At 63.9% G+C, this 19669-nt stretch carries 23 protein-coding genes, 1 tRNA gene and 1 riboswitch; of the genes, 12 read left to right on the forward strand and 12 right to left on the reverse strand.

Translation table 11 applies throughout. From position 1 onward, the window contains the following. Window positions 1-12: 12 nt before the first annotated feature. From C9I57_RS09980 to C9I57_RS10000, 5 genes are all read left to right on the forward strand, one after another. Window positions 13-627 carry a pyridoxamine 5'-phosphate oxidase family protein gene (locus tag C9I57_RS09980; protein WP_107150456.1) on the forward strand — a complete coding sequence of 205 codons (615 nt, stop codon included), beginning with the start codon at window positions 13-15 and terminating at the stop codon, window positions 625-627. A gap of 255 nt (window positions 628-882) precedes the next feature. Beyond that, window positions 883-2481, forward strand: a complete 1599-nt coding sequence (locus C9I57_RS09985; protein WP_107150457.1) for a sensor domain-containing diguanylate cyclase — start codon at window positions 883-885, stop codon at window positions 2479-2481. Window positions 2482-2539: 58 nt separating this feature from the next. Continuing rightward, complete coding sequence (locus C9I57_RS09990) at window positions 2540-5098, forward strand: sensor histidine kinase (protein ID WP_258187572.1); 2559 nt, start codon at window positions 2540-2542, stop codon at window positions 5096-5098. 232 nt (window positions 5099-5330) lie between these two features. Then, on the forward strand, window positions 5331-5765 hold the full coding sequence (locus C9I57_RS09995; RefSeq protein WP_107150459.1) for an STM2901 family protein: 435 nt from the start codon (window positions 5331-5333) through the stop codon (window positions 5763-5765). Further along, window positions 5762-6133, forward strand: a complete 372-nt coding sequence (locus C9I57_RS10000; protein WP_107150460.1) for a DUF1493 family protein — start codon at window positions 5762-5764, stop codon at window positions 6131-6133. Before C9I57_RS09995 ends, C9I57_RS10000 begins: the two co-directional genes overlap by 4 nt. Before the next feature lie 104 nt (window positions 6134-6237). Here C9I57_RS10000 and C9I57_RS10005 read toward each other — a convergent pair. The 9 genes from C9I57_RS10005 to ydfG all read right to left on the reverse strand — a co-directional run bounded on the left by C9I57_RS10005 (window position 6238) and on the right by ydfG (window position 12646). Next, window positions 6238-6313: transfer RNA gene (locus tag C9I57_RS10005), tRNA-Lys, on the reverse strand. A gap of 24 nt (window positions 6314-6337) precedes the next feature. Beyond that, window positions 6338-7087, reverse strand: a complete 750-nt coding sequence (gene ybgF, locus C9I57_RS10010; RefSeq protein ID WP_018442497.1) for a tol-pal system protein YbgF — start codon at window positions 7085-7087, stop codon at window positions 6338-6340. A gap of 19 nt (window positions 7088-7106) precedes the next feature. Then, window positions 7107-7604: a peptidoglycan-associated lipoprotein gene (locus C9I57_RS10015; protein WP_107150461.1), complete on the reverse strand. Its 498-nt coding sequence runs from the start codon at window positions 7602-7604 to the stop codon at window positions 7107-7109. A 31-nt stretch (window positions 7605-7635) separates the two neighbouring features. Further along, window positions 7636-8928, reverse strand: a complete 1293-nt coding sequence (gene tolB, locus C9I57_RS10020; RefSeq protein WP_107150462.1) for a Tol-Pal system beta propeller repeat protein TolB — start codon at window positions 8926-8928, stop codon at window positions 7636-7638. Between the two features lie 136 nt (window positions 8929-9064). Continuing rightward, entirely contained in the window at window positions 9065-10069 is a 1005-nt protein-coding gene (gene tolA, locus C9I57_RS10025) for a cell envelope integrity protein TolA (RefSeq protein WP_107150463.1), read from the reverse strand. Further along, window positions 10066-10515, reverse strand: a complete 450-nt coding sequence (tolR, locus tag C9I57_RS10030) for a protein TolR (protein WP_107150464.1) — start codon at window positions 10513-10515, stop codon at window positions 10066-10068. The genes tolA and tolR overlap by 4 nt, the downstream gene beginning before the upstream one ends. A 10-nt stretch (window positions 10516-10525) precedes the next feature. Continuing rightward, on the reverse strand, window positions 10526-11203 hold the full coding sequence (gene tolQ / locus C9I57_RS10035; RefSeq protein WP_018442492.1) for a protein TolQ: 678 nt from the start codon (window positions 11201-11203) through the stop codon (window positions 10526-10528). Window positions 11204-11360: 157 nt separating this feature from the next. Beyond that, window positions 11361-11831, reverse strand: a complete 471-nt coding sequence (ybgC, locus tag C9I57_RS10040) for a tol-pal system-associated acyl-CoA thioesterase (RefSeq protein ID WP_107150465.1) — start codon at window positions 11829-11831, stop codon at window positions 11361-11363. A gap of 68 nt (window positions 11832-11899) precedes the next feature. Next, window positions 11900-12646, reverse strand: coding sequence for a bifunctional NADP-dependent 3-hydroxy acid dehydrogenase/3-hydroxypropionate dehydrogenase YdfG (ydfG, locus tag C9I57_RS10045; RefSeq protein ID WP_107150620.1), 747 nt, complete (start codon window positions 12644-12646; stop codon window positions 11900-11902). A gap of 221 nt (window positions 12647-12867) precedes the next feature. Then, window positions 12868-12967: riboswitch (ZMP/ZTP riboswitch) on the forward strand. Between the two features lie 219 nt (window positions 12968-13186). On the opposite strand from ydfG, the gene glyA reads away from it, so the two are divergent. From glyA to C9I57_RS10080, 7 genes are all read left to right on the forward strand, one after another. Further along, window positions 13187-14434 (forward strand): serine hydroxymethyltransferase, encoded by a 1248-nt coding sequence (glyA, locus tag C9I57_RS10050; protein ID WP_107150466.1) that lies wholly within the window; start codon window positions 13187-13189, stop codon window positions 14432-14434. 6 nt (window positions 14435-14440) lie between these two features. Beyond that, entirely contained in the window at window positions 14441-14920 is a 480-nt protein-coding gene (nrdR, locus tag C9I57_RS10055) for a transcriptional regulator NrdR (RefSeq protein WP_018442487.1), read from the forward strand. Window positions 14921-15087: 167 nt separating this feature from the next. Further along, complete coding sequence (locus C9I57_RS10060) at window positions 15088-15669, forward strand: GspH/FimT family pseudopilin (RefSeq protein WP_107150467.1); 582 nt, start codon at window positions 15088-15090, stop codon at window positions 15667-15669. Further along, window positions 15666-16175: a hypothetical protein gene (locus tag C9I57_RS10065; protein ID WP_107150468.1), complete on the forward strand. Its 510-nt coding sequence runs from the start codon at window positions 15666-15668 to the stop codon at window positions 16173-16175. The genes C9I57_RS10060 and C9I57_RS10065 overlap by 4 nt, the downstream gene beginning before the upstream one ends. A 7-nt stretch (window positions 16176-16182) precedes the next feature. Continuing rightward, window positions 16183-17043 carry a PilW family protein gene (locus C9I57_RS10070; protein WP_258187573.1) on the forward strand — a complete coding sequence of 287 codons (861 nt, stop codon included), beginning with the start codon at window positions 16183-16185 and terminating at the stop codon, window positions 17041-17043. A gap of 11 nt (window positions 17044-17054) precedes the next feature. Then, window positions 17055-17612 (forward strand): pilus assembly protein, encoded by a 558-nt coding sequence (locus C9I57_RS10075; RefSeq protein ID WP_146166194.1) that lies wholly within the window; start codon window positions 17055-17057, stop codon window positions 17610-17612. Window positions 17613-17614: 2 nt separating this feature from the next. After that, window positions 17615-18094 carry a type IV pilin protein gene (locus C9I57_RS10080; RefSeq protein ID WP_107150471.1) on the forward strand — a complete coding sequence of 160 codons (480 nt, stop codon included), beginning with the start codon at window positions 17615-17617 and terminating at the stop codon, window positions 18092-18094. 8 nt (window positions 18095-18102) lie between these two features. Here the strand turns inward: C9I57_RS10080 and C9I57_RS10085 are convergent, their stop codons facing one another. The 3 genes from C9I57_RS10085 to C9I57_RS10095 form a co-directional block, all read right to left on the reverse strand. Next, a complete protein-coding gene (locus tag C9I57_RS10085; RefSeq protein WP_107150472.1) occupies window positions 18103-18564 on the reverse strand; it encodes a DUF3318 domain-containing protein in 462 nt (153 codons plus the stop codon). 45 nt (window positions 18565-18609) lie between these two features. Further along, window positions 18610-19002 carry a phage holin family protein gene (locus tag C9I57_RS10090; protein WP_107150473.1) on the reverse strand — a complete coding sequence of 131 codons (393 nt, stop codon included), beginning with the start codon at window positions 19000-19002 and terminating at the stop codon, window positions 18610-18612. Between the two features lie 153 nt (window positions 19003-19155). Then, entirely contained in the window at window positions 19156-19458 is a 303-nt protein-coding gene (locus C9I57_RS10095) for a DUF883 family protein (protein ID WP_107150474.1), read from the reverse strand. Window positions 19459-19669 lie beyond the last annotated feature (211 nt).

Below are 19669 nucleotides of genomic sequence, written 5' to 3' on the forward strand. Positions count from 1 at the left end.
GAGGGCATCGCCGTGACCCATTCCATCACCACGCTCGAGCAACTCGCATCCATCTACGGCCAGGCGCATGAGCGCTCGTTGTGGAAAGAAATCGACCATCTGAATGAGGACTACCAGGCATTCGTTCGAGCTTCGCCGTTCGTCGTGCTGGCTTCGGTGGGCGAGGGCGGAACGGACTGTTCGCCGAAGGGCGATCCGGCTGGATTCGTGGCGATCCTCGACGAGCGAACGTTGGCTATCCCCGATCGGCCCGGCAACAATCGAATTGATAATCTCAAGAACATCGTCGCCGATCCTCGCGTCTCTCTGCTCTTCCTGATCCCGGGCGTCGGCGAGACGCTGCGCGTCAATGGGCGCGCGCGGATATCGGTCGATCCGCAATTGCTCGCCCGCTTCGAAATTCGCGGCAAGCAGCCGCGCACGGTCATCGTAGTCAGCGTCGAGAAGGTGTATTTCCACTGCTCGAAAGCGATCGTGCGCTCGAGTCTCTGGGATCCAGCGAAGCACGTCGAGCGCTCGTCCTTGCCGAGTCCCGGTGCGATGCTCCGCCGGTCGAGCGGCGGCACCTTCGATGCCGAGACATACGATCGCGACCTACCTGAAAGGACGCAAGCCTCGCTCTATTGACCGCGAGAGCGAGGCCGGGCGCGCTGGGGCGTCATCTCACGCGTACACAACATTCAGGAAATCCTTACGGCGAATCGACATTCAGGCATGCGCACCGCAGCCGTATACCTGTTGTAATGTAATTCATGCCTTCTATCGCGCAAATTCGCGCCGATCGTCGGCGGAGCAAAACAGCAGGCCGTTGTCGAAGCGTGACGTGACGTCGCAGCCAAGGCGAACCGAAGCGAGCTGTCGACGATGGGGGTAATAAGAGGGATGTTGCGGCGTCATCAAGCGGAGTCCCGCGAGGGCTTCGCCGTGCGGAGATCGACAGCGTCGGCGCTGCGGCGATGGCTGGATGCTTTCGGCCGCCGGGTTCTATCGCCGGCCGGCGTTCTTGCCGCAGGTGTATGCCTTTCCCTCGGTGTATGCGGCATCGGTTCGTGGGGGCTTTATCAGGAGCGCGAGGACGCTTACGCGCGTGCCGTGGAGAACGCACGAAATCTCCTCCTGCTCGTCCAGCACGATATCACTCGCAACATCGAGCTGTACGGCCTGTCGCTCAATGCGGTCGCCGAGGGCGTCGGCGACCCGAAGGTCATGGCATTGCCGCCGGAACTGCGCAACGGGATTCTGTTCGATCGCGCGGCCGCCGCGAGGGATCTCGATGGCATCCAGGTGCTCGACGAGCGCGGCAAGCTGTTGATCGATTCAAATGGCCGCTGTCGGCCAGGAATCGACTTCTCGCATGACGAAAGCTTCGTCATGCAGCGCAAAGCTGTCGGCAGCGCGCTCCTTATCAGCAAACCCCACATCCCCCGCTGCGGCAACGGGCGCCCCGTCATCAGTCTGAGCCGACCTATCTTGCGTCCGGACGGATCGTTCGCCGGCGTCGTGACCGGTGCGCTGGCGATCGACTATTTCCGCGAATTGCTCGAGGGCTTGCATGTCGGCGAGCACGGTACCGCCGCCGTGATCGAAACAAACGGCGCGCTCGTTGCCAGGCTTCCTTTCGACGCCAAGCTGGTCGGCCGAGATCTGAGTCGCGTCGACTCGTTCAAGAAGGTGATGGCGGCCGACGAAGGCTCGTTCGTCGGCACCGCGTCGATCGATGGAACGCGCAAGATCTATGTGTTCAAGCGTCTCGCCGGCCTCTCGATCATCGTGGACGTCGCGCCGGCCGAACAGGACGTCTACGAGCAATGGCAAGCGCGCGTGGCGTTCGTCGGAGCGTTGATGATCGCATTTTGCGCGATCGTCATCACCGTCAGTCTGCTGCTCAGCCGCGAGCTGAAACAGCGTGCCGACGATCAATCCCGGCTCTATCAGCTTGCCCATACCGATGCGTTGACGGGCCTCGCCAACCGGAGAAAGTTCGATCGCATCGCGCAAAGGGAATGGCGCCGGGCCGTACGCTTGGCGAGCCCCATCTCGCTGCTGCTCATCGATATCGACCGCTTCAAGGCATTGAACGACCATTACGGTCATCGCTTTGGCGATGAAGTTCTCCGCTCTGTGGCGTTAACGATCGAGCGGTGCGCTCGCCGCCCCACCGATCGCGTCGCCCGTTACGGTGGCGAGGAGTTCGCCGCCACGTTGCCCGACACCGATGCCGCCGGCGCGCTGGCCGTCGCCGAGCGCATGCGCGAGGCGGTGGCAGGGCTCGTCATTCGAGGCCCGAGCGGCCCGCTGAGCGTGACCGTCAGCGTTGGTATCGCGTCGTGGACGATCGATGCGGCCGGGGGACGGTGGCCTGAAACCATCGATACGCTCATCGAGCAGGCGGACCAGGCGCTCTACACCGCCAAGGCCGCGGGACGGAATCGCGTGCACGTCGGAAATCGTGAGAATGACTTGTCGCCAATCTATTCGTAAGGCCGCGGCCGTGCTCAGGCTATAGTGGCGCAATCGTCAAGTCAGGACGGGGCTCCCGGTGACGGAATCATACGAACTATTGCGGCTGAAGAGCTTCGCTCTCGACCGTGTGCGCGAGGCCGTCTATCTCATGGATCGGCACGCCCGCTTTATCTATGTCAACGAGGCAGCATGCCGAACGCTGGGATTCGGCATCGACGAGCTGATGGGAATGACAGTCTCGGATATCGATCCGGCCTGGAATGCCGAGCGGTACGAGACTGCCTGGGTCACGCTGCGCGAGCGCGGGACGTCGCTCATCGAAACGGCTCATCGTCGCAAGGACGGGCGCCTCGTTCCCGTGGAAGTCAGCACGAGCTATTTGGAATCGGGCGGTAATGAGTATGCCGTAGCACTTGCGCGCGACATCACGGCCGAGAAAGAGAAGCAGGCGCTGCTGGCGATGCGACTCGAGCTGGAAGCGCAGTTCAGCAGGCTCGCGGAGGCGACGCCCGACATCGTCTGTCGATATGATCGCCAATGTCGTCTCATCTATGCGAACTCCGGCCTTGAAGCGACGCTGCAACGGCCGCTCTCTCAAATGCTCGGCAAGACGCCTGCCGAGCATGCGATGGACGTGCGATTCATCGAATACGAGGCGCTGCTCGATGCGGTGATGCGCGATGGGCGGGAGCGCGATACGGAGCTGGAATTGCCGGACATCGGTGATGGTGTGCGGCATCACCATATCCGCCTCATCGCCGAGCGTCGCAATGACGGCGAAATCGTCGGCGCGTTTGCGATCGGGCGCGACATCACCGAGAGAAGGAAGGAGCAAGACCAACTGCATGCGAGCGAGCAGGCTTTTCGGGCCGTCGTCGAGCACTCTCCCGACTACATCACGCGTTACGACCGCGCATACCGTCGCGTCTACATGAATCCCGCGATATTGGCGGTCATGGGAAGGCCCCAGAGCGAGGTGCTCGGCACCACGCCCGAACAGTGCTCATCGCTCGTCGACGTCGAGGCGTATACCGCCTTTTTGCGCCGGGCGATGGAAACAGGTACCGAGGTGGCGCGGGAAGTGCGGATCCGCGATGCCGAGGGCCGAGTGCGCTGGGTGCATACGCGAATCGTCCCGGAATTCGCGCCGAAGGGCGACGTGGTGAGCCTGCTTGCGATTAGCCGCGACATCGATGAGCTCAAGCGTAGCGAGCAGCTCTTTCGTACGCTGACCGAAAACTTCCCCGATTTCATCGTGCGGTTCGACAGCGAGTGCAGGCACATTTATGTGAACCCCGCGGTATCGAGTGCATTCGGGGTTGCGCAGGAAGACTTTATCGGTAAGCGGCTGGACGAACTCGGTCTCGCAAGCGAGCCGGGACAGAATGCGCAGCTCGAAGCCCGCATTCGTCGCGCTTTCGCGGAGGGGGTGGCAAACGAGTATGAGGCGCGGTGGCGCACAGGCGATGACTGGCACGTGTTCGAGGTCCGACACGTACCGGAGAAGGATGAGGAAGGCAAGGTCGTCAGTGTGCTCGGCATTGCGCGCGATATCACTCGGCTCAGGATAGCGGAGCTGGCGCTCTCGGACAGCGAGCGCGCGTATCGCACGCTGGCGGAGAACGCGCCAGACCCGATCATTCGCTACGATCGCGACTTGCGGCGCATCTACGTCAATCCCGAGTTTCTGCACGTGACGTCTCAGCAACTGCATGAGGTGCTCGGCAAGCGGGTCAGCGAGGTCTCCGATTTGCCGGAATCTGTCGCTGAGAGCCTTGCGCGCCTGTTGAAGGACGTCATTGAACACGGCGTCGCCGCCAAGGACGAATTCGTCTGGGAGCGGCACGGTGAGCCAACGTGCTGGTTCGTGCACGCCGTGCCCGAATACGATGCGCAGGGCGACGTGCACAGTGTGCTGACGATCTGGCGTGATATCACGGAGCGCGTGGAAGCGGAGCAGCGGCTTCACGAGTCCTATGAACTGTTGAGGGAGCTCGCGAGCAGACGCGAGACAGCCCGCGAAGAAGAGCGCAAGCGCATTGCGCGCGAGCTGCACGACGAACTCGGACAACAGTTGACGGCGCTTCGCATGGGCGCATCCGCATTACGCATGCGGTTCGGGCGCGAGAATCCGGCCGTCGCCGAGGCAATCCAGAACCTGCTGCCGTTGGCTGATACGACGATGCAGGTCGTGAGAGACGTCGTCGCATCGCTGCGGCCGGCCGTCCTCGATGCCGGGATCGTCGCCGCATTGGAATGGGTGACTGCGGAGTTCTCGCGCACGAGTGATGCCGTCTGTCATCTGTGCGTGCCCGAGGAGCAGGTGTCGCTTGCCGAGGAGGGCTCGATCGCGGTGTTTCGCATCGTCCAGGAGGCGCTGACGAACATCGCGCGTCATGCGCATGCGCGACACGTCTTCGTGACGCTCGAGCAGGCCGACGATTACTGCGTGCTCGATATACGCGACGACGGCAAGGGATTCGATCCGGTCGCCATTCGCAGAAGGTCGTTCGGGCTTGCCGGGATGAAGGAGCGCGCGATGATGCTGGGCGGTGAGATCAGCCTGACGAGCTCGCCGGGGCAGGGCACCTGCATCACCGTGCGCGTGCCGATGGGGCATGCGCAGGCGGAGTGAACGGTGTCACGCTCACCACAAACATTTCCATCAGGCACCGTAGCTTGTGCTGGCGAAGAACGACAACACAACTGCAAGCGGCCGGATTCCGATACTTCCATCGGTCGGATTCGTCCGAATAGCTTCGGCGTACGGCTAGCCCGTATATCCAGGTCGTGTAGAGTACCGGCTTCGCGCAGTTTCCAAACATGCTGAGAGAGCAGCAACCGGCACGAGCTGATCGGAGATAAAAATGAGCGATAACCGGTACACATACGGCATCCACCAGAACCTGACACCAGCTGATTTGTTTGTCTATGTCGCGCTCGATGAGACTCGAAAACAACTCGGCCTTGATGACTTGGCTGCGGCGTCCGCTGTGTTGCTTGGCCAGGCCGACGTGCCTGTGCCGGGCAAAGTCGCAGGTGCGACCCAAGGCACATCGATCGCTTCGCTAACCGCTCGGAAGCTCTTGCCCTTGAAGCTGCGGGTGCGCTTGCCAATGATTACCAAGGTCGGACTTAGCGGAGTTCGGATAGGCTTTACGCGGAACCTGGGAGCGTTCGTTGGTCGAACTATTCCGGTCGTCGGAGAAATTTTCTTGGCGCGAGACGCTTTCATCATTATGCGCAATACAGTCGTGACTTATAACCGCCTCGCGAAACCAGACGACCGGGTGCCCCTATGAAAGATGCGACATGGGACCGTCTGGAGGCGTTCGCGCGGGAAGAGCTTGGCCGTCCACTGTTTGGTGGCCAATTGAATTTACAGCCCACGTCGCGCCTTGAAGATGACCTCGGCCTGACGGGACTCGACGCGGTCGAATTCATCGACAAGTGGGCCGAGACATTCAACGTGCAGGCGCAAGGATTCCCGTACCGGCGCTACTTCAGCCCGGAAGGCCAGCAGCTACTGTCATCGTTCCTGGGGCTGTTTTCCAAACGGTTTCGCCGGCCGGCGCTCGTGCCGTTGACTTTGGGGATGTTGGCCGACGCCATGCGCCGTGGGAAATGGGATACCGACGACATCGAGGCGACCGCGAATAGCGGCCATTGAGGCTGAACACCGGCTTGCCGTTGCGTCAACGTGGTTGACACTTCGTTGACAGTCAGAAAACAAAAAGGGCTACAGACGCAAAGCGCTGTAGCCCTTTTCAATTTTGGTAGGCCGTACTGGATTCGAACCAGTGACCAACGGATTAAAAGTCCGCTGCTCTACCAGCTGAGCTAACGACCCGAAAGACGGAAGATTATAGACGTATCACTTGATCTGCGCAAGCTTGCTCTGCGCCGACTGGGCCACGTCCGATCCTGAGTACTGCGAAACGATCTCCTGCAGCGTCTTGCGGGCCGCCGCCTTCTGGCCTTGCTCGAGCTGATTGTTGGCGATCGCAAGCAATGCCTCGGGCGCGCGCGGATGCTGCGGGTAGTTCTTTACGACGCTTTGCCAGATCGCCGTCGAGCCCTTGTAGTCTCGCAGCGCGTACAGTGCGTTGCCGAGCCAGTACTGCGCGGTCGGCTGATACGGGCTTTGCGGGTACTTGTTGATGAACTCGCGAAACGAGGCGGCGGCGCCTTTGAAGTCGCCGCTGCGAAACTGCTGCGACGCCTGATTGAACGCTTCCGTTTCGCCTGGCTGCACCGTGCCCTGCACGCCGTCGATCGTCGCCTGCTGCGGCTCGAGTTTCTTGAGCCGGCCGTCGAGATCGGCGTAGTAGTCCTTCTGCTGCTTTTGCAGGGTGGTCACCTGATTCGTCAGGTCCTCGTTCTGACCGCGCAGCGTCGCGACCTGCTGATTGAGCTGGTCGAGCCGGTTGGATTGATCGAGGATGGTCTGCTTGGCAGCCGAAAGCTGACTCGCGAGGTTGTCCGTCTTCGCTCGCAAGTCGAGGATCGCCTGGCGCGCCTGATCGTCGTCGAACAGGCCCGCGTGCGCCGGCCCGGCAACGAGTGCCGAAGCGGCCACGCATGCAGCTGCGGCACCGCGCAGCCAGGAAAAACGGGGGTTCATATGAGTCGCCTGTTACTGTTTACTGATAGACGAGGTCGGCGCGGCGGTCTTGTGCCCAACCGGCTTCATCCGTACCGGTCGCCTTTTCCTTGCCGAGGCTCACGGCTTCCATTTGGCTGGCATTGACGCCGTCGGTCTTCAGCACATTGAGCACCGCTTGCGCACGCTTCTGGCCCAGCGCGAGGTTGTACTCGCTCGTGCCGCGCGGGTCCGTATTGCCCTGAATCAGGATGTGGCGGTCCGGATGCGAGCGCAGGTAGTTCGCATGCGCTTGCAGCGTCGCCATGTCTTGTTCCTTCACGTCGTACTTGTCGAAATCGAAGTACACGCTGCGCTTGGCGAGCGGGCTGTTCGGGTTGTTCAACTCATCGACGGTGACCGGCGCGACAGCGTTCGGGTTCGGCTGCGTGCCGACGTTGCCCTTGCTTGCGTTCTCGTTGAGCTTCACGCCTTGGTGGCAAGCCGCCAAAACGCCCACGAGCAGAGCCGCGAACACCATACGAAGTTTGGACGTCATTTCTTACTCTCCTTGTGTGTCATTGCATAAATCACTGCATGAATGGACCCCAGGACGGCTCACGCACGCTGCCGCCCGGAACGGACAGGATTTGCCGCGTCCGACCGTCGGTCGAAACAGCGGCCAACACGCCACGGCCGTTCACCTGAGTGGCGTAAAGGATGTACTGACCATTCGCCGCGAAGCTCGGCGATTCGTCGTGTCCCGTGTCGGTGAGCGCCGTTGCCACGCCGCTCGCCAAATCCATGACGTACAGCTTGAACTCACCGCCCACTCGCGAGATGTAGGCGAGCTGCTTGCCGTCCGGGCTGATACGCGGACTCGTGTTGTAGCTCCCCGTGAAAGTCACGCGCTGCGCTGAGCCGGCGCTTTCCCCTTGCGCCGGCATTTTATAGATTTGCGGCTGACCGCCGCGGTCGCTCGTGAAGTAAATCCATTGGCCATCGGGCGAATAGCAGGGCTCGGTATCGATCGTCGGGCCTTGTGTGAGGCGCCGCAAGCCGCTGCCGTCGGCGTTGACGGCCCAGATTTGAGTGTTGCCCGTACGCGACAGTGCGACGGCCAGCGTACGCCCGTCGGGCGACCACGCGGGGGCGCTGTTGTTGCCTTTTTGATCCGAGATGATGACGCGGTGACCCGTCGGCAGGTCATGCACGTAGACGATCGGCTTGCGCTTCTCGAACGAGACGTAGGCGACCTTCGTGCCGTCCGGCGACCAGGCCGGCGAGATGATCGGCTCCGGGCTCGACAACGCCACGTGCACGTCCTGGCCGTCGGAATCGGAGACTTGCAGCAGATAGCGGTTGCCGCTCTTCATCACGTACGAAAGGCGCGTGGCGAACACGCCGCGCGTGCCGAGCAGCTTCTCGTAGATGTAATCGGCCACCTTGTGCGCCGTCATGCGCAGGCCGCTGGCCGGCGTGGTGAGCTCCAGGCCGCCCAGGTTTTGCTGCTTGACGGTGTCGTAGAGCCGGAACCGGATCTGGTATTGCCCGTTGGCGAGCGGCGTCACGCTGCCGTCGACGAACGCGTCGGCACCCTTCGCCTTCCAGGCGCCGAGGTCGACGGAATCGGTTTCGGCGACGGGCGTGCTGCCGGCGTCGATATTCGTGAACTTGCCGCTGCGCTTCAGATCGTCACGGACGATCTGGCTGATCTGCTGCGGCGAGCTCGCTTCGTGGGCGAAGTTCGCGGTCGCAATCGGAAATTGCGTGGAGCCCACGCCTGTCACGAGAACGTTCAGCTGCGCATGGGCGGCGCTGCCCGCCGCGATCAGGCAAGATGCCAACAATGTCCTCAAGCCTCGCTTCGTCATCAAACTCATGCCGGATTTCCCAAAAGACCAAGAATTGTCACAACTGAAAAGAGACTAGCAAACGCACGTTTCGTTCCTCCGTTGGAGGAAGGCGCTTCGATGCGTCGCCGTCCGGCTATCCATGTCCCCGAGTCCGCGCTTCCGCTCAGCCGGCCGGCCGCATCGTGATCGTGAAGCTGGCCGGCGTCCGCCCGTTGTCGTCGAGCGGCATCGGGTCGGACTTCTGGACGGCGCGCAGCGCGGCCTCGTCCCACTGCGAATTGCCGCTGCCGCGCTGGACGCTCGCGGACAGCAGCGTACCCGTCGGCGAGCAACGCACCGCAATCACCGTCTCGAGGCCTTGCGTATCGCCGGCCCAGACGATGTTCGGCCGCACGCGGCGGCGGACCTTGTCCGCATACCCGGGCGACGTCGCCGTACCGCCCGAGCCGGTGCCGTTACCGCTCTTCGCGAGGCCGTTGCCCGTCTCGCTCTCGCCGGCCAGCCCTTGCAGCTGCGCAAGCCGGGCCCGTCGTTCCTGATCGAGCTGCTTTTGCTTCGCCAACTGCTCGGCTTTTGCCTTGGCGGCCTTCTCGGCCTCCGCCTTCTTCTGCTCGGCGAGTTGCTGTTGCTTGAGTTGCTCCTGCTTCTGCTGCTCGAGCTTCTGCGCTTCGAGCTTCTTCTGCTGCTCGGCAAGCTGCTGCTGTTTCAGTTTTTCGGCCTGTTGCTGCTGCTTGAGCTTCTCGGCGGCGGCTTTCTGAGCGGCGAGCTCGGCTTGCTGCTGCGCCAGCTGACGTTGGCGCTTGGCCTCCGCTTCCTGTTCGGCGAGCTGCTGCTGGCGCTGCTGCTCGGCGAGCTGAGCGGCGCGCGCCGCGGCCTCCTGCTCCTTACGCTTCTTCTCTTGCAATGCGATGTCGGCCTGCTCCTGATCGACAGGCGGCGCCGGTGCGACGCGCGCGGGCGGCGGAGGAGCGGGGCGCGGCGTGGACTGCTGCGGCGTTTCGGTCCAGAGCTCCGCCTCGGCGCCGGCCGGCGTGCTGTTTTGCCAGTGGATGCCGTGGTAGAGAAAGAGCCCGAGCAGCACGTGCATCAGCAGCGCGAGCGCAAACGCGCGCCACGTCCCGCGCTCGCGGGGCGGCTGCAACGGATAGTTGGACTTCCTGCGGTTCATTGCGATTTGACGAGCAGCCCCACACGTTTGACGCCGCGCGCCTTCAAATCGGACATCACATTCATCACCGTCTCATACTGCACGGTTTTATCGGCCGCTATCACGACCGGCTGATCGGGATGCGAGGCCTCCCGGTCGGTCACGAAGCTGTCGAGGTCCAAGCGGGTCATTTCCTCCTGCTGAGTCGCGCCGTCGTTATCCTTGTAGCGTACGCTCATCTTGCCGTCCGCGCGGATATTGACGATGACGGGCGGCGTCTGCTGTTGCGGCGCCGCGCCGCCGACGGTCGGCAGGTTCACGATCGACGGCGCGACGAGCGGTGCCGTGACCATGAAGATCACGAGCAGCACCAGCATGACGTCGATATACGGCACGACGTTGATGTCGGCCATCGCGCGGCGCGAACGCCCGCCGCGCATGCTGGATCGATTGATGGAGCCGGCCATCGCGTACCCCTTAATGCGCCTGGCGCTGCAAGATGTTCGAGAACTCTTCGATGAACGTTTCGAAGCGGATCGCGAGGCGATCGATGTCGTGCGCGTAACGGTTATAGGCCACGACAGCCGGAATCGCGGCAAAAAGGCCGATCGCCGTTGCCGTCAGCGCTTCAGCGATTCCGGGCGCCACGTTCGCGAGCGTCGCCTGCTGGACATTGGCGAGACCCCGAAACGCATTCATGATCCCCCAGACGGTGCCGAACAGACCGATATAGGGGCTCACCGAGCCCACCGAAGCGAGAAACGCGAGGTTGGCCTCGAGCACGTCCATCTCGCGCTGAAACGCGGCGCGCATCGCCCGGCGCGCGCCATCGAGAATCGCGCCGGCATCGGCGATCCGCTTTTCCTTGGCTTTCAGAAACTCGCGCATGCCCGATTCGAAGATCCGCTCCAGCGCGCCGATCGTGTGCCGATTGTTCGCCGCGCTTTGATAGAGCGCGTGCAAATCCCCGCCCGACCAGAAGTCGCGCTCGAACCGCTCCGTCTGTCCTCGTGCGCGCCGGATCGCGAACCACTTGCGGAAGATGAAAGTCCACGACATCAGCGACAGCAGCAGCAGGAGCCCCATGACCGCCTGTGCAAGCACGCTGGCATTCAGAACGAGTGAAACGATCGATAAATCTTGTGCGTTGTTCATAAATGTTTTGCTGGTGCGTCCTCGCGGACGCGTTTCGCTGCAAGGGCTATGAGAGTCGTAGTCGGGGAGTTGAAAGGATCGGCGCCCGGGCGCCGAACCGTCTTTTGTCCTGACGTGGGCAATACAAGTTCATTCATCGACGTAGACTCAACGGAATTTATGCATTTGCCGTTGACAAGTCTGTATCGGTAGCGGCCGGGCCGTGGCGCAGCGCGTCCAGCACGGCGGGGGGAAAGGCGGCCGGCTTGAACGCCGCTCGCGCGACGCAGGCCACGCGGATCGACCCCGTTGCCAGCAGGTCGACGCCGCGCCACGCTTCCTGCATGAAATCCACGCTCGCGCGGCCGATTCGCTCGATCCGGCTCACGATCGTCACCAGGTCGTCGTGCCGCGCCGGCGCCATGTATTCGACAGCCGTGCGCCGAACCACGAAGATGAGGCCCGCCTCTTCGTCGAGACGGCGTATATCGATGCCACAAGCCCGCAGCCATTCGGTGCGGGCGCGTTCGAAGTATTTCAAGTAATTCGCGTAGAAGACGATGCCGCCCGCATCGGTATCTTCGTAGTAAACGCGAACCGGCCAGCTGAAGCCGAGTTCTGCCTTCGGGCGGCTGGTAGGCATGTTCATGCGTGCATTTTACCGGAACCTGCGCGGCATTCCGAAAAAACGACTTGCGGAAAACGCACGACCCGGCTTCAGCCCCGATGGATCGAGAGTCCCGCGAACGCCTGGGCGACCGGCATCAGCTCGATCGTATTGACGTTGACGTGTGCGGGACGCGTGGCGATCCAGTAGATCGAGTCGGCGATGTCCTCGGCCGTCAGCGGCTCCACGTTGCGGTAGACGCCGGCAGCCTTTTCGTCGTCGCCCTTGAAGCGCACGTTCGAGAACTCGGTGCCGCCGCACAAGCCGGGCTCGACGTCGGTGACGCGCAGCGCCGTGCCGGCGAGGTCCGCGCGCAAGTTGAGGCTGAACTGGCGCACGAACGCCTTGGTCGCGCCGTAGACGTTGCCGCCCGCGTACGGGTAGGTGCCTGCCACCGAGCCCAGATTGAAGATGTGGCCTTTGTTTCGCTCGACCATGCCCGGCAGCAGCGTGCGCGTGACGGTGACGAGGCCCGCGCAGTTCGTCTCGATCATCTGGTACCAGTCGTCGAGATTCGCGCGTTGCGCCGGCTCGAGCCCGAGCGCGAGACCCGCGTTGTTGACGAGCACGTCGATGCCGGCGAACTCGGCCGGCAGGCGGCCCGGTATGGCTTCGACCGCGGCGCGATCGCGCACGTCGAGCTCGAACGGCAAAAGGTTGGGACCGAGTTCGCCCGCGAGCGCCTCGAGGCGCTCGAGCCGACGGGCCGTGGCGATCACGCGGTGGCCGCCCTTGACGAACGTGCGGGCGATGGCCGCGCCGAAGCCGGCCGACGCCCCCGTAACGAATACGATCATTGCTGCTCCTGGTGGATGAATGCTCGGCATGCGTGCGCGATGTGGCAGTGCGCCGAGGACATGCCGACTCACGGTTGGAAACCTGCCGATGATAACCGTGCCCGGATTTTCGCGAGGCGAGCGGCCCCAAAACGCCGTGGGCCGGCTGTGCGAATCCGCTTCGCGCGGGCCGCGCGCGCCCGAATTGCCTATTGACTGCGCTTCCAATAAACTAACGCGCTCAACCCTTGCGTGACTGGCGATAACACCCTTCGGGGTCAAGGTGGAGCGACCCACCGTGAAGCGCAAGGTGCCGTTTTGCCGTTCGCCTGGGCAGCCGAGTGTCGCGCGCGATCGTTCGCGCCGCCGGCGGTTGCCTCGCCCGGGTAACGGACCTTCCGCCATGCCAGGACTGGCACCGCCGTCGCGGTTGCGCAATGGACGCAGCCGTGCATGCGACCGGAGCAGGCCTTGAAAGGCTGACCCCGATCGATAGCGAACGACGGCGCCGCAATTTCCGCGCGCGATCCGGCCAACCTGTAAACCCTTAACGGAATCCGTATGTTTGACAGAGCCCAAAGCACCATCGCCGCCATCGATCCCGAAATCTGGCAAGCGATCGAACAGGAAAACCGGCGTCAGGAAGACCACATCGAACTGATCGCCTCGGAGAACTACACGAGCCCGGCCGTCATGGCCGCGCAGGGTTCGCAGCTGACGAACAAGTACGCCGAAGGCTATCCCGGCAAGCGCTATTACGGCGGCTGCGAATATGTGGATGTGGTCGAACAGCTCGCCATCGACCGCGTGAAAGCGATCTTCGGTGCCGAGGCGGCAAACGTGCAGCCGAACTCCGGATCGCAGGCCAATCAGGGCGTCTTCTTTGCGATGCTCAAGCCCGGCGACACGATCATGGGCATGAGCCTCGCGCACGGCGGACACCTGACGCACGGCTCGCCCGTCAACATGTCGGGCAAGTGGTTCAACGTCGTCAGCTACGGTCTCAACGAGGCCGAAGACATCGACTACGAAGCCGCCGCGAAGCTTGCCGAGGAGCAAAAGCCGAAGCTCATCATCGCCGGCGCCTCGGCGTTTTCGCTGCGCATCGACTTCGAGCGTCTCGCCGCGATCGCGAAGTCCGTCGGCGCCTATTTGATGGTCGACATGGCCCACTATGCGGGGCTCATCGCGGCGGGCGTCTATCCGAATCCCGTCCCGCACGCGGACTTCGTCACCACGACGACGCACAAGAGCCTGCGTGGCCCGCGCGGCGGCGTGATCCTGATGAAGGGCGAGTACGAAAAGGCGATCAACTCGGCGATTTTCCCGGGCATCCAGGGCGGTCCCCTCATGCACGTGATCGCGGCAAAGGCTGTCGCCTTCAAGGAGGCGATGTCGCCCGAATTCAAGGCCTACCAGCAGCAGGTGGTCGAGAATGCGCGCGTGCTCGCGGAAACGCTCGTGAAGCGCGGCTTGCGGATCGTTTCGGGACGCACGGAAAGCCATGTGATGCTCGTCGATCTGCGCGCAAAGCGAATCACGGGCAAGGCGGCCGAGGCGGCGCTCGGCGCGGCTCACATCACGGTCAACAAGAACGCGATTCCGAACGATCCGGAAAAGCCGTTCGTGACGAGCGGCATTCGCCTCGGCTCGCCGGCGATGACGACGCGCGGATTCGGCACGAACGAGGCCGCCGAGGTGGGCAACCTGATCGCCGATGTGCTCGAAAGCCCGGAAGACGCAGCGACGATCGAGCGCGTGCGCGCTCAAGTCGCCGAGTTGACCAAGCGTTTTCCCGTCTATCGCTGAGCCGCGATGCGCTGCCCTTTCTGCCGGCACGAAGACACGCACGTCGTCGATTCGCGCGTGGCCGAGGACGGCGCGGCCATTCGCCGCCGGCGCCGTTGCCCGGCCTGCGACAAGCGCTTTACGACGTACGAGCGGGTCGAGCTCATGTTGCCGGCGGTCGTCAAAAAGGATGGCAGCCGCACCGAGTTCGACCGCCGCAAGATCGCCGCGAGTATGCAGCTGGCGCTCAGAAAGCGCCCGGTGGCTGCCGAGGCGATCGATGCGGCGGTCGCCCGCGTCGAATATCAATTGCTCGGAAGCGGAGAGCGCGAAGTGCGTAGCGAGCGGCTCGGCGAGCTCGTGATGGAGGAATTGCGCCAGCTCGACACGATCGCTTATGTCCGCTTCGCTTCTGTCTACCGGCGCTTCGAAGACGTGTCCGAATTCGAGGACGTGATCGAGGAGTTTCGCCGCGCCGCCCCTGCCAAGCCTCCGCGCAAGCGCTGAGTTTCCGCATCCTCTCATTGCCTTTCCTCCGTACCGATAGCAGTCGAACGTCGATCTGACGCGGCATTGTCGCGACCGTCTCGCGTGCCCGCCAGTCGGCCGAACGGCCAATGGCGGGCGTGTCTTCCGCCCGTTAGATTGCTCGCATCGAATCACGGGAGATCGTCATGCGGTCGAAATCGAGGCACCGAATTGCGCAAGGCCGATACGTCAGGCGATGCGCCGGCTTCACGCTATTTGAATTGGCCGTCGCGGGCGGGATCGTTGCGGTACTGACGACGATGGCGACGCCGTCGTTCGTTGCGTGGCGCACGCGAGACCGTGTCGATGCGGGCGTGCAAGCGTTGCTGTCGAGCCTCGCCTATGCGAGGAGCGAATCCGTTCGTCGCGGCCTGCCGGTGGCCGTCTGCCTTGTCGACTCCCGAAGCCGATGCATCGCCGCGCCCGGCATTCATGACGCGGTGGCTGTCGATTGGTCGGGAGGATGGTCGGTCGTCGTGAATGGCCCTGCCGGTCCAATCCCCGCGCGCAGACAGTTACCGGCCGCCGACGTCCTCATCCGGGGCGGCGCGGCGGATATCCGGTTCACGCCGCCGGCCGGTCAGGTCATCGGCGGCTTTCGCAGTTTCGAGGTCGGGCCTGCGAGCATCGCCCCGGTTGCGGGCGGCCGCGATCGGCGCCGCTGCGTTGTCATTGCGGCCGGAGGGCGGGCCCGCGTGGCCGAGGGTGCTTGCAAGGAGAGGGCATGAGCAATCGCGCGTTGTCGGCCCGTCGATTCGGCGAGGGGATTTCGGTCCGCCCCGGCGATTTTTTCGTGGCACATCGGCGCTGGCGTGCTTTTCGGGGCACCCCGGAAGGCGGATCGTTGCTCGAAGTGCTCGTTGCACTCGCGCTTGTCGCCATCACCATCGCGGCCGCGGTGGCGAGCCAACTGCGCGTCGGTCAAGCGGAGCGGGCGGCGGCCCGGCGCGAAGAGGCGACGATGATTGCTGCGTCGATCGCCGCGGCGATGCGCGATCCGTCGTCCGGCTCGCATGCATTGCCGCATTGGCAAGCGGTGGCCGCAGCCGCTTTGCCCCAAGCGCACGTTTCGATCGTGGATCACGCGCCCGGCATAGCGCTCGCGGTCGTGGGATGGGCGGAACCGCTCGATTCGCCTTCGAGCCGGGCGCCATCGGCTCGCATCGATTGCGCGATCGGAAGCGAACGTGGGCGACCCAGCGCGGCTTGTTCTGCCGTTCCATTCGTCAGGTAGACCCGTCATGCGCAGATTGCGAACGTGCAGCGCGTCGCCGATGCGCCGTTGCGGCCACACGCTTCTCGAACTGTTGATCGCGACGGCGCTCGGTACGCTGGTTGTCGGCGTCGCGGCGTTGCTTTATCGGACGCAACGCGAAGCCTCGATGCTGGCGGAGGACATGGCATCGATGCGCGACGCGGGAATGACCGCCCTAGTCCTGCTGGGCCAACAGATCGAAATGGCCGGCTTCGCGCCCCTCGCTTCGAGCGGCGGTGGCGCCGCCGATCACGGTCATCCCCGCGGTCCGCAGCTCGGCGTGTTCGGCTGCGACTACGGCGTTCCCTCGGTCGACGCAGGTCCGAGCGGTTGCAACCGGCTTCGAGGCGTATCCGATTCGATCGTCGTCAGGTATGTCGACGATGGCGTCTCGACCTGGAAAACCGCGACATCGCGGGCAACCGACTGTCTCGGGCATGGTATCGGCGCGGCCCGCGCGCAGGCTCTCGTCGTCAATACGTTCTACGCGAGCCCGGACGATCGCGGGGAGCCACAGCTTTACTGTCGTGGCAACGGAGGCGGGCGACCATCGGCCGGCGTCACCGATCGCGCCCAAACCGGCAAACAGCCGATCGTGGCCGGCATCGAACGCTTGAGCATGCGCTACTGGTTGCGCGGCGCGAGTGCGTCGGTGAGGGCGTGGTCGATCGCCGCGCACGAATGGTCCGACGTCGTTGCCGTCGACCTGTGCGTCGTCGTCCGAGGTGCGCGGATCGTGGCGCGGCGTGACTACGTCGACTGCGAAGGCCTTTCGGAACCGGCTCGGGACAGGCGCGCACGGGCGGTGTTCTCACGACGCGTCGCCGTCCGTAACAACGAACGTTGACGGAGACGCTCATGATTGAGATGACATCCACGGGAGGGCGCTTGCGGAAAGATCGCCGCTCGCCACCGCGTCCCCGCGGAAGCCGGCGTGAATATCGTGGCGCGGCGCTGCCCGCCGTGCTGTTGCTGGCTTCCGCAATGCTCGCTGTATCGGTTGCGTCGTTCAACGCGTCGATCGCCGCCGTGCGGGGCGCCGCCAACTTCGAGGATCACCTGCGCGCGGCGAATGCCGCGGACGCCGCGCTCTCGCTATGCTTACGAGCGCTCGACGCCGGCTTGGCGCCGGTGTTGCCGCACGTCGCGGGTGAACCTGTGAGGTGGCGGCAGAGCGGCGTATTCGAGAGTTCCGCCGCTTTCGCGCCGGTGCCGGAATGGCCGGGTTCCGCGCGGCCGCCGCAATGCGTGATCGAAAGCGGGCAGGTGCCGCGACGGCCGCATGCGCGGGCGCACTGGGTGACGGCCAGAGGATTCGGCGCCGACCCGATCTCCGAGGCGTGGTTGCAACTCATCGTCGTCCGCGAGCGCGGTACCGAGGAGCGCCGCTGGCGGCGAATCGTCGAGAGGCCCTGAGCGTGCGCGCATGTACAGAGCGTGCTGCGGGCGCAGCCGTCGCGAGGCGGCGCACGTCAGCATTTTCGTTGCTGGAACTCGTCATCGCGCTCGCAATCGTGGCGCTGATGGCCGCTTATGCCGTGCCCACTTACGTCCGCCATACCGCTCGCGGGCACTGGATTGCCGTCGTGACGGCGCTCTACCAGGCCGCGCAGCTTCTCGAAGCGAATGGCGGGCTCCGCGCCGGGAAAAGAGGGGAATCGCTGCCGGCTGGTCTGGATCAATCGCCTTCGCAAGGCGGCGCCGTCTATCGTTTGCACGTGCTGCCCGGCGGCGGCCTATTAACGGGCGGCTACGTCATCGAGGCGGAGCCCGTCGCATCCGGACCCATGGGCGACGACGCGTGCGGTGTTTTCGTGCTCGACTCGACGGGGAGGCGGTCGAACCGCACGGCGGCGATGCAGGCGCCGCGCGATGGCGATTGTTGGTCGGCGAGGTAACAGGGCGATCAACTGCTCGCTTGTTCGCCTTCGGCTTCGGCTTTGTCGGCCTTCTGCCGGATGGTCCGGCTGAGCAGCCGATACCCGGTCCATGCCGCCGCGCCGAGCGCGCCCCATTTGAGCAACGGCTTCGTGCCCGCCGAGAGCTTCGACCGAAGCGGCTTGGCTACGAGCATCGAGACGAGCGTTCCAACGAGCGGATGGCTCACCAGGTCGCTGAGCGTGGCGCTGAAACCTTTGCCCGACGCTTTCGTTTTGGCGCTCCCGAAACGCGGCAACAGCAGTTTGAGCCAGCCAAAGCGCTCGAGCTTCGCGTGCAACTCGGCGCGAGCGCGGACGAATTCGCTGCGTTCCACCTCGGCGCGCAAGAGCAGCAACTCCTTGCGCACGGTCCGCAATTGCGGCGTGTGCGATTCTCGAACCGGCGAGTGCCGGCGGTGTTCCGCATTGGGCGAGGTGACTTGGCTCATGGCGTGCGCGTCTTGGTTTCGGCAAGGGCTGCGGGTTCGCCCGCGTCAGGGCTCGCGAAACATGTCGCGGTCCTTCTCGAATTCGTGCAGCGTGGCCTGGAACACGATCGGCGCGTCATGCAGGCCACTACGCACCTTGAGCGCGCAGATGAGCGCGCCGATGCCGTACACGACCGTGATGGCGCCCAGCACCTGCAAACGATAGGTATCCCAGAACGCGACCGCGATCAGCGCGGTCAGGCTGATCAGCGCCATCATGGCGAAAATGGCTGCGGCCAGTCCAAGAAAGAGGACGGCGATGAGCTTGTCGCGCTCCTCGGCGAGCTCGATCCCGATCAGCTCCAGTCTCGTATGCATCAGCGAGACGATGGAGCTCAGCATGCGGCGCAATGGCCCATGCTCATGAGAAGCATGCGTCGATGGGTTGTCGTTTGGCATGGGGGTAGGGGATCAGCGCTTGACGGTCAGCGAATGCCGATGGCTGCCCGTCCGGCCCGGCGGCCGTCCGCGGGACGATCGGGCGCGCGCGACGCGGGAACGAAGCCGGGCAGGCCCCGCCTCGCGGCTTTCGCAAGCACGAGCAAGCACGATTTACTTGCGATTGATCAGAAGCCCGACGAGCACGCCGATACCCGCTGCGATGCCGACCGCTGCCCAGGGGTGCTCGTGGACGTAGTCGTCTGTCGCGCGGACCGCCTTCTTCCCTTTCTCGACCACGACGACCTGCACGTCGGCGGCTTTCTCCCTGGCCTGTTTGAGCCGGCTCAGCGCCGTTTCGCGCAGCTCGGACGCCCGTTCGCCGGTGGCGCTCGCGGCCTGCTTCAAGAGATCCTCGGCATCGGCGAGGACGTTTCTGATATCGGACATTAATCTCTCCTTGTTGACTTCTGACATTAGAGCCCCCTAGTTTTCGTCCACGCGAGCATGCTACCAAAGATAGGACAGCCGGCGAGCATCCGCCATAGGCCACATTGATGGCGGATGCAGAAACCGTTCCTGAGATTGCCGGCGCGGCGCATCTCGGCCATGCCCCGTCAGACGCCGCAAACTTCGGAGGGCGGCGAACGCTCGCTGGCCTCGGGCGAAATTACAATGTCCGTACAAA

Source organism: Trinickia symbiotica (assembly GCF_003028655.1).
Classification (GTDB): domain Bacteria; phylum Pseudomonadota; class Gammaproteobacteria; order Burkholderiales; family Burkholderiaceae; genus Trinickia; species Trinickia symbiotica_A.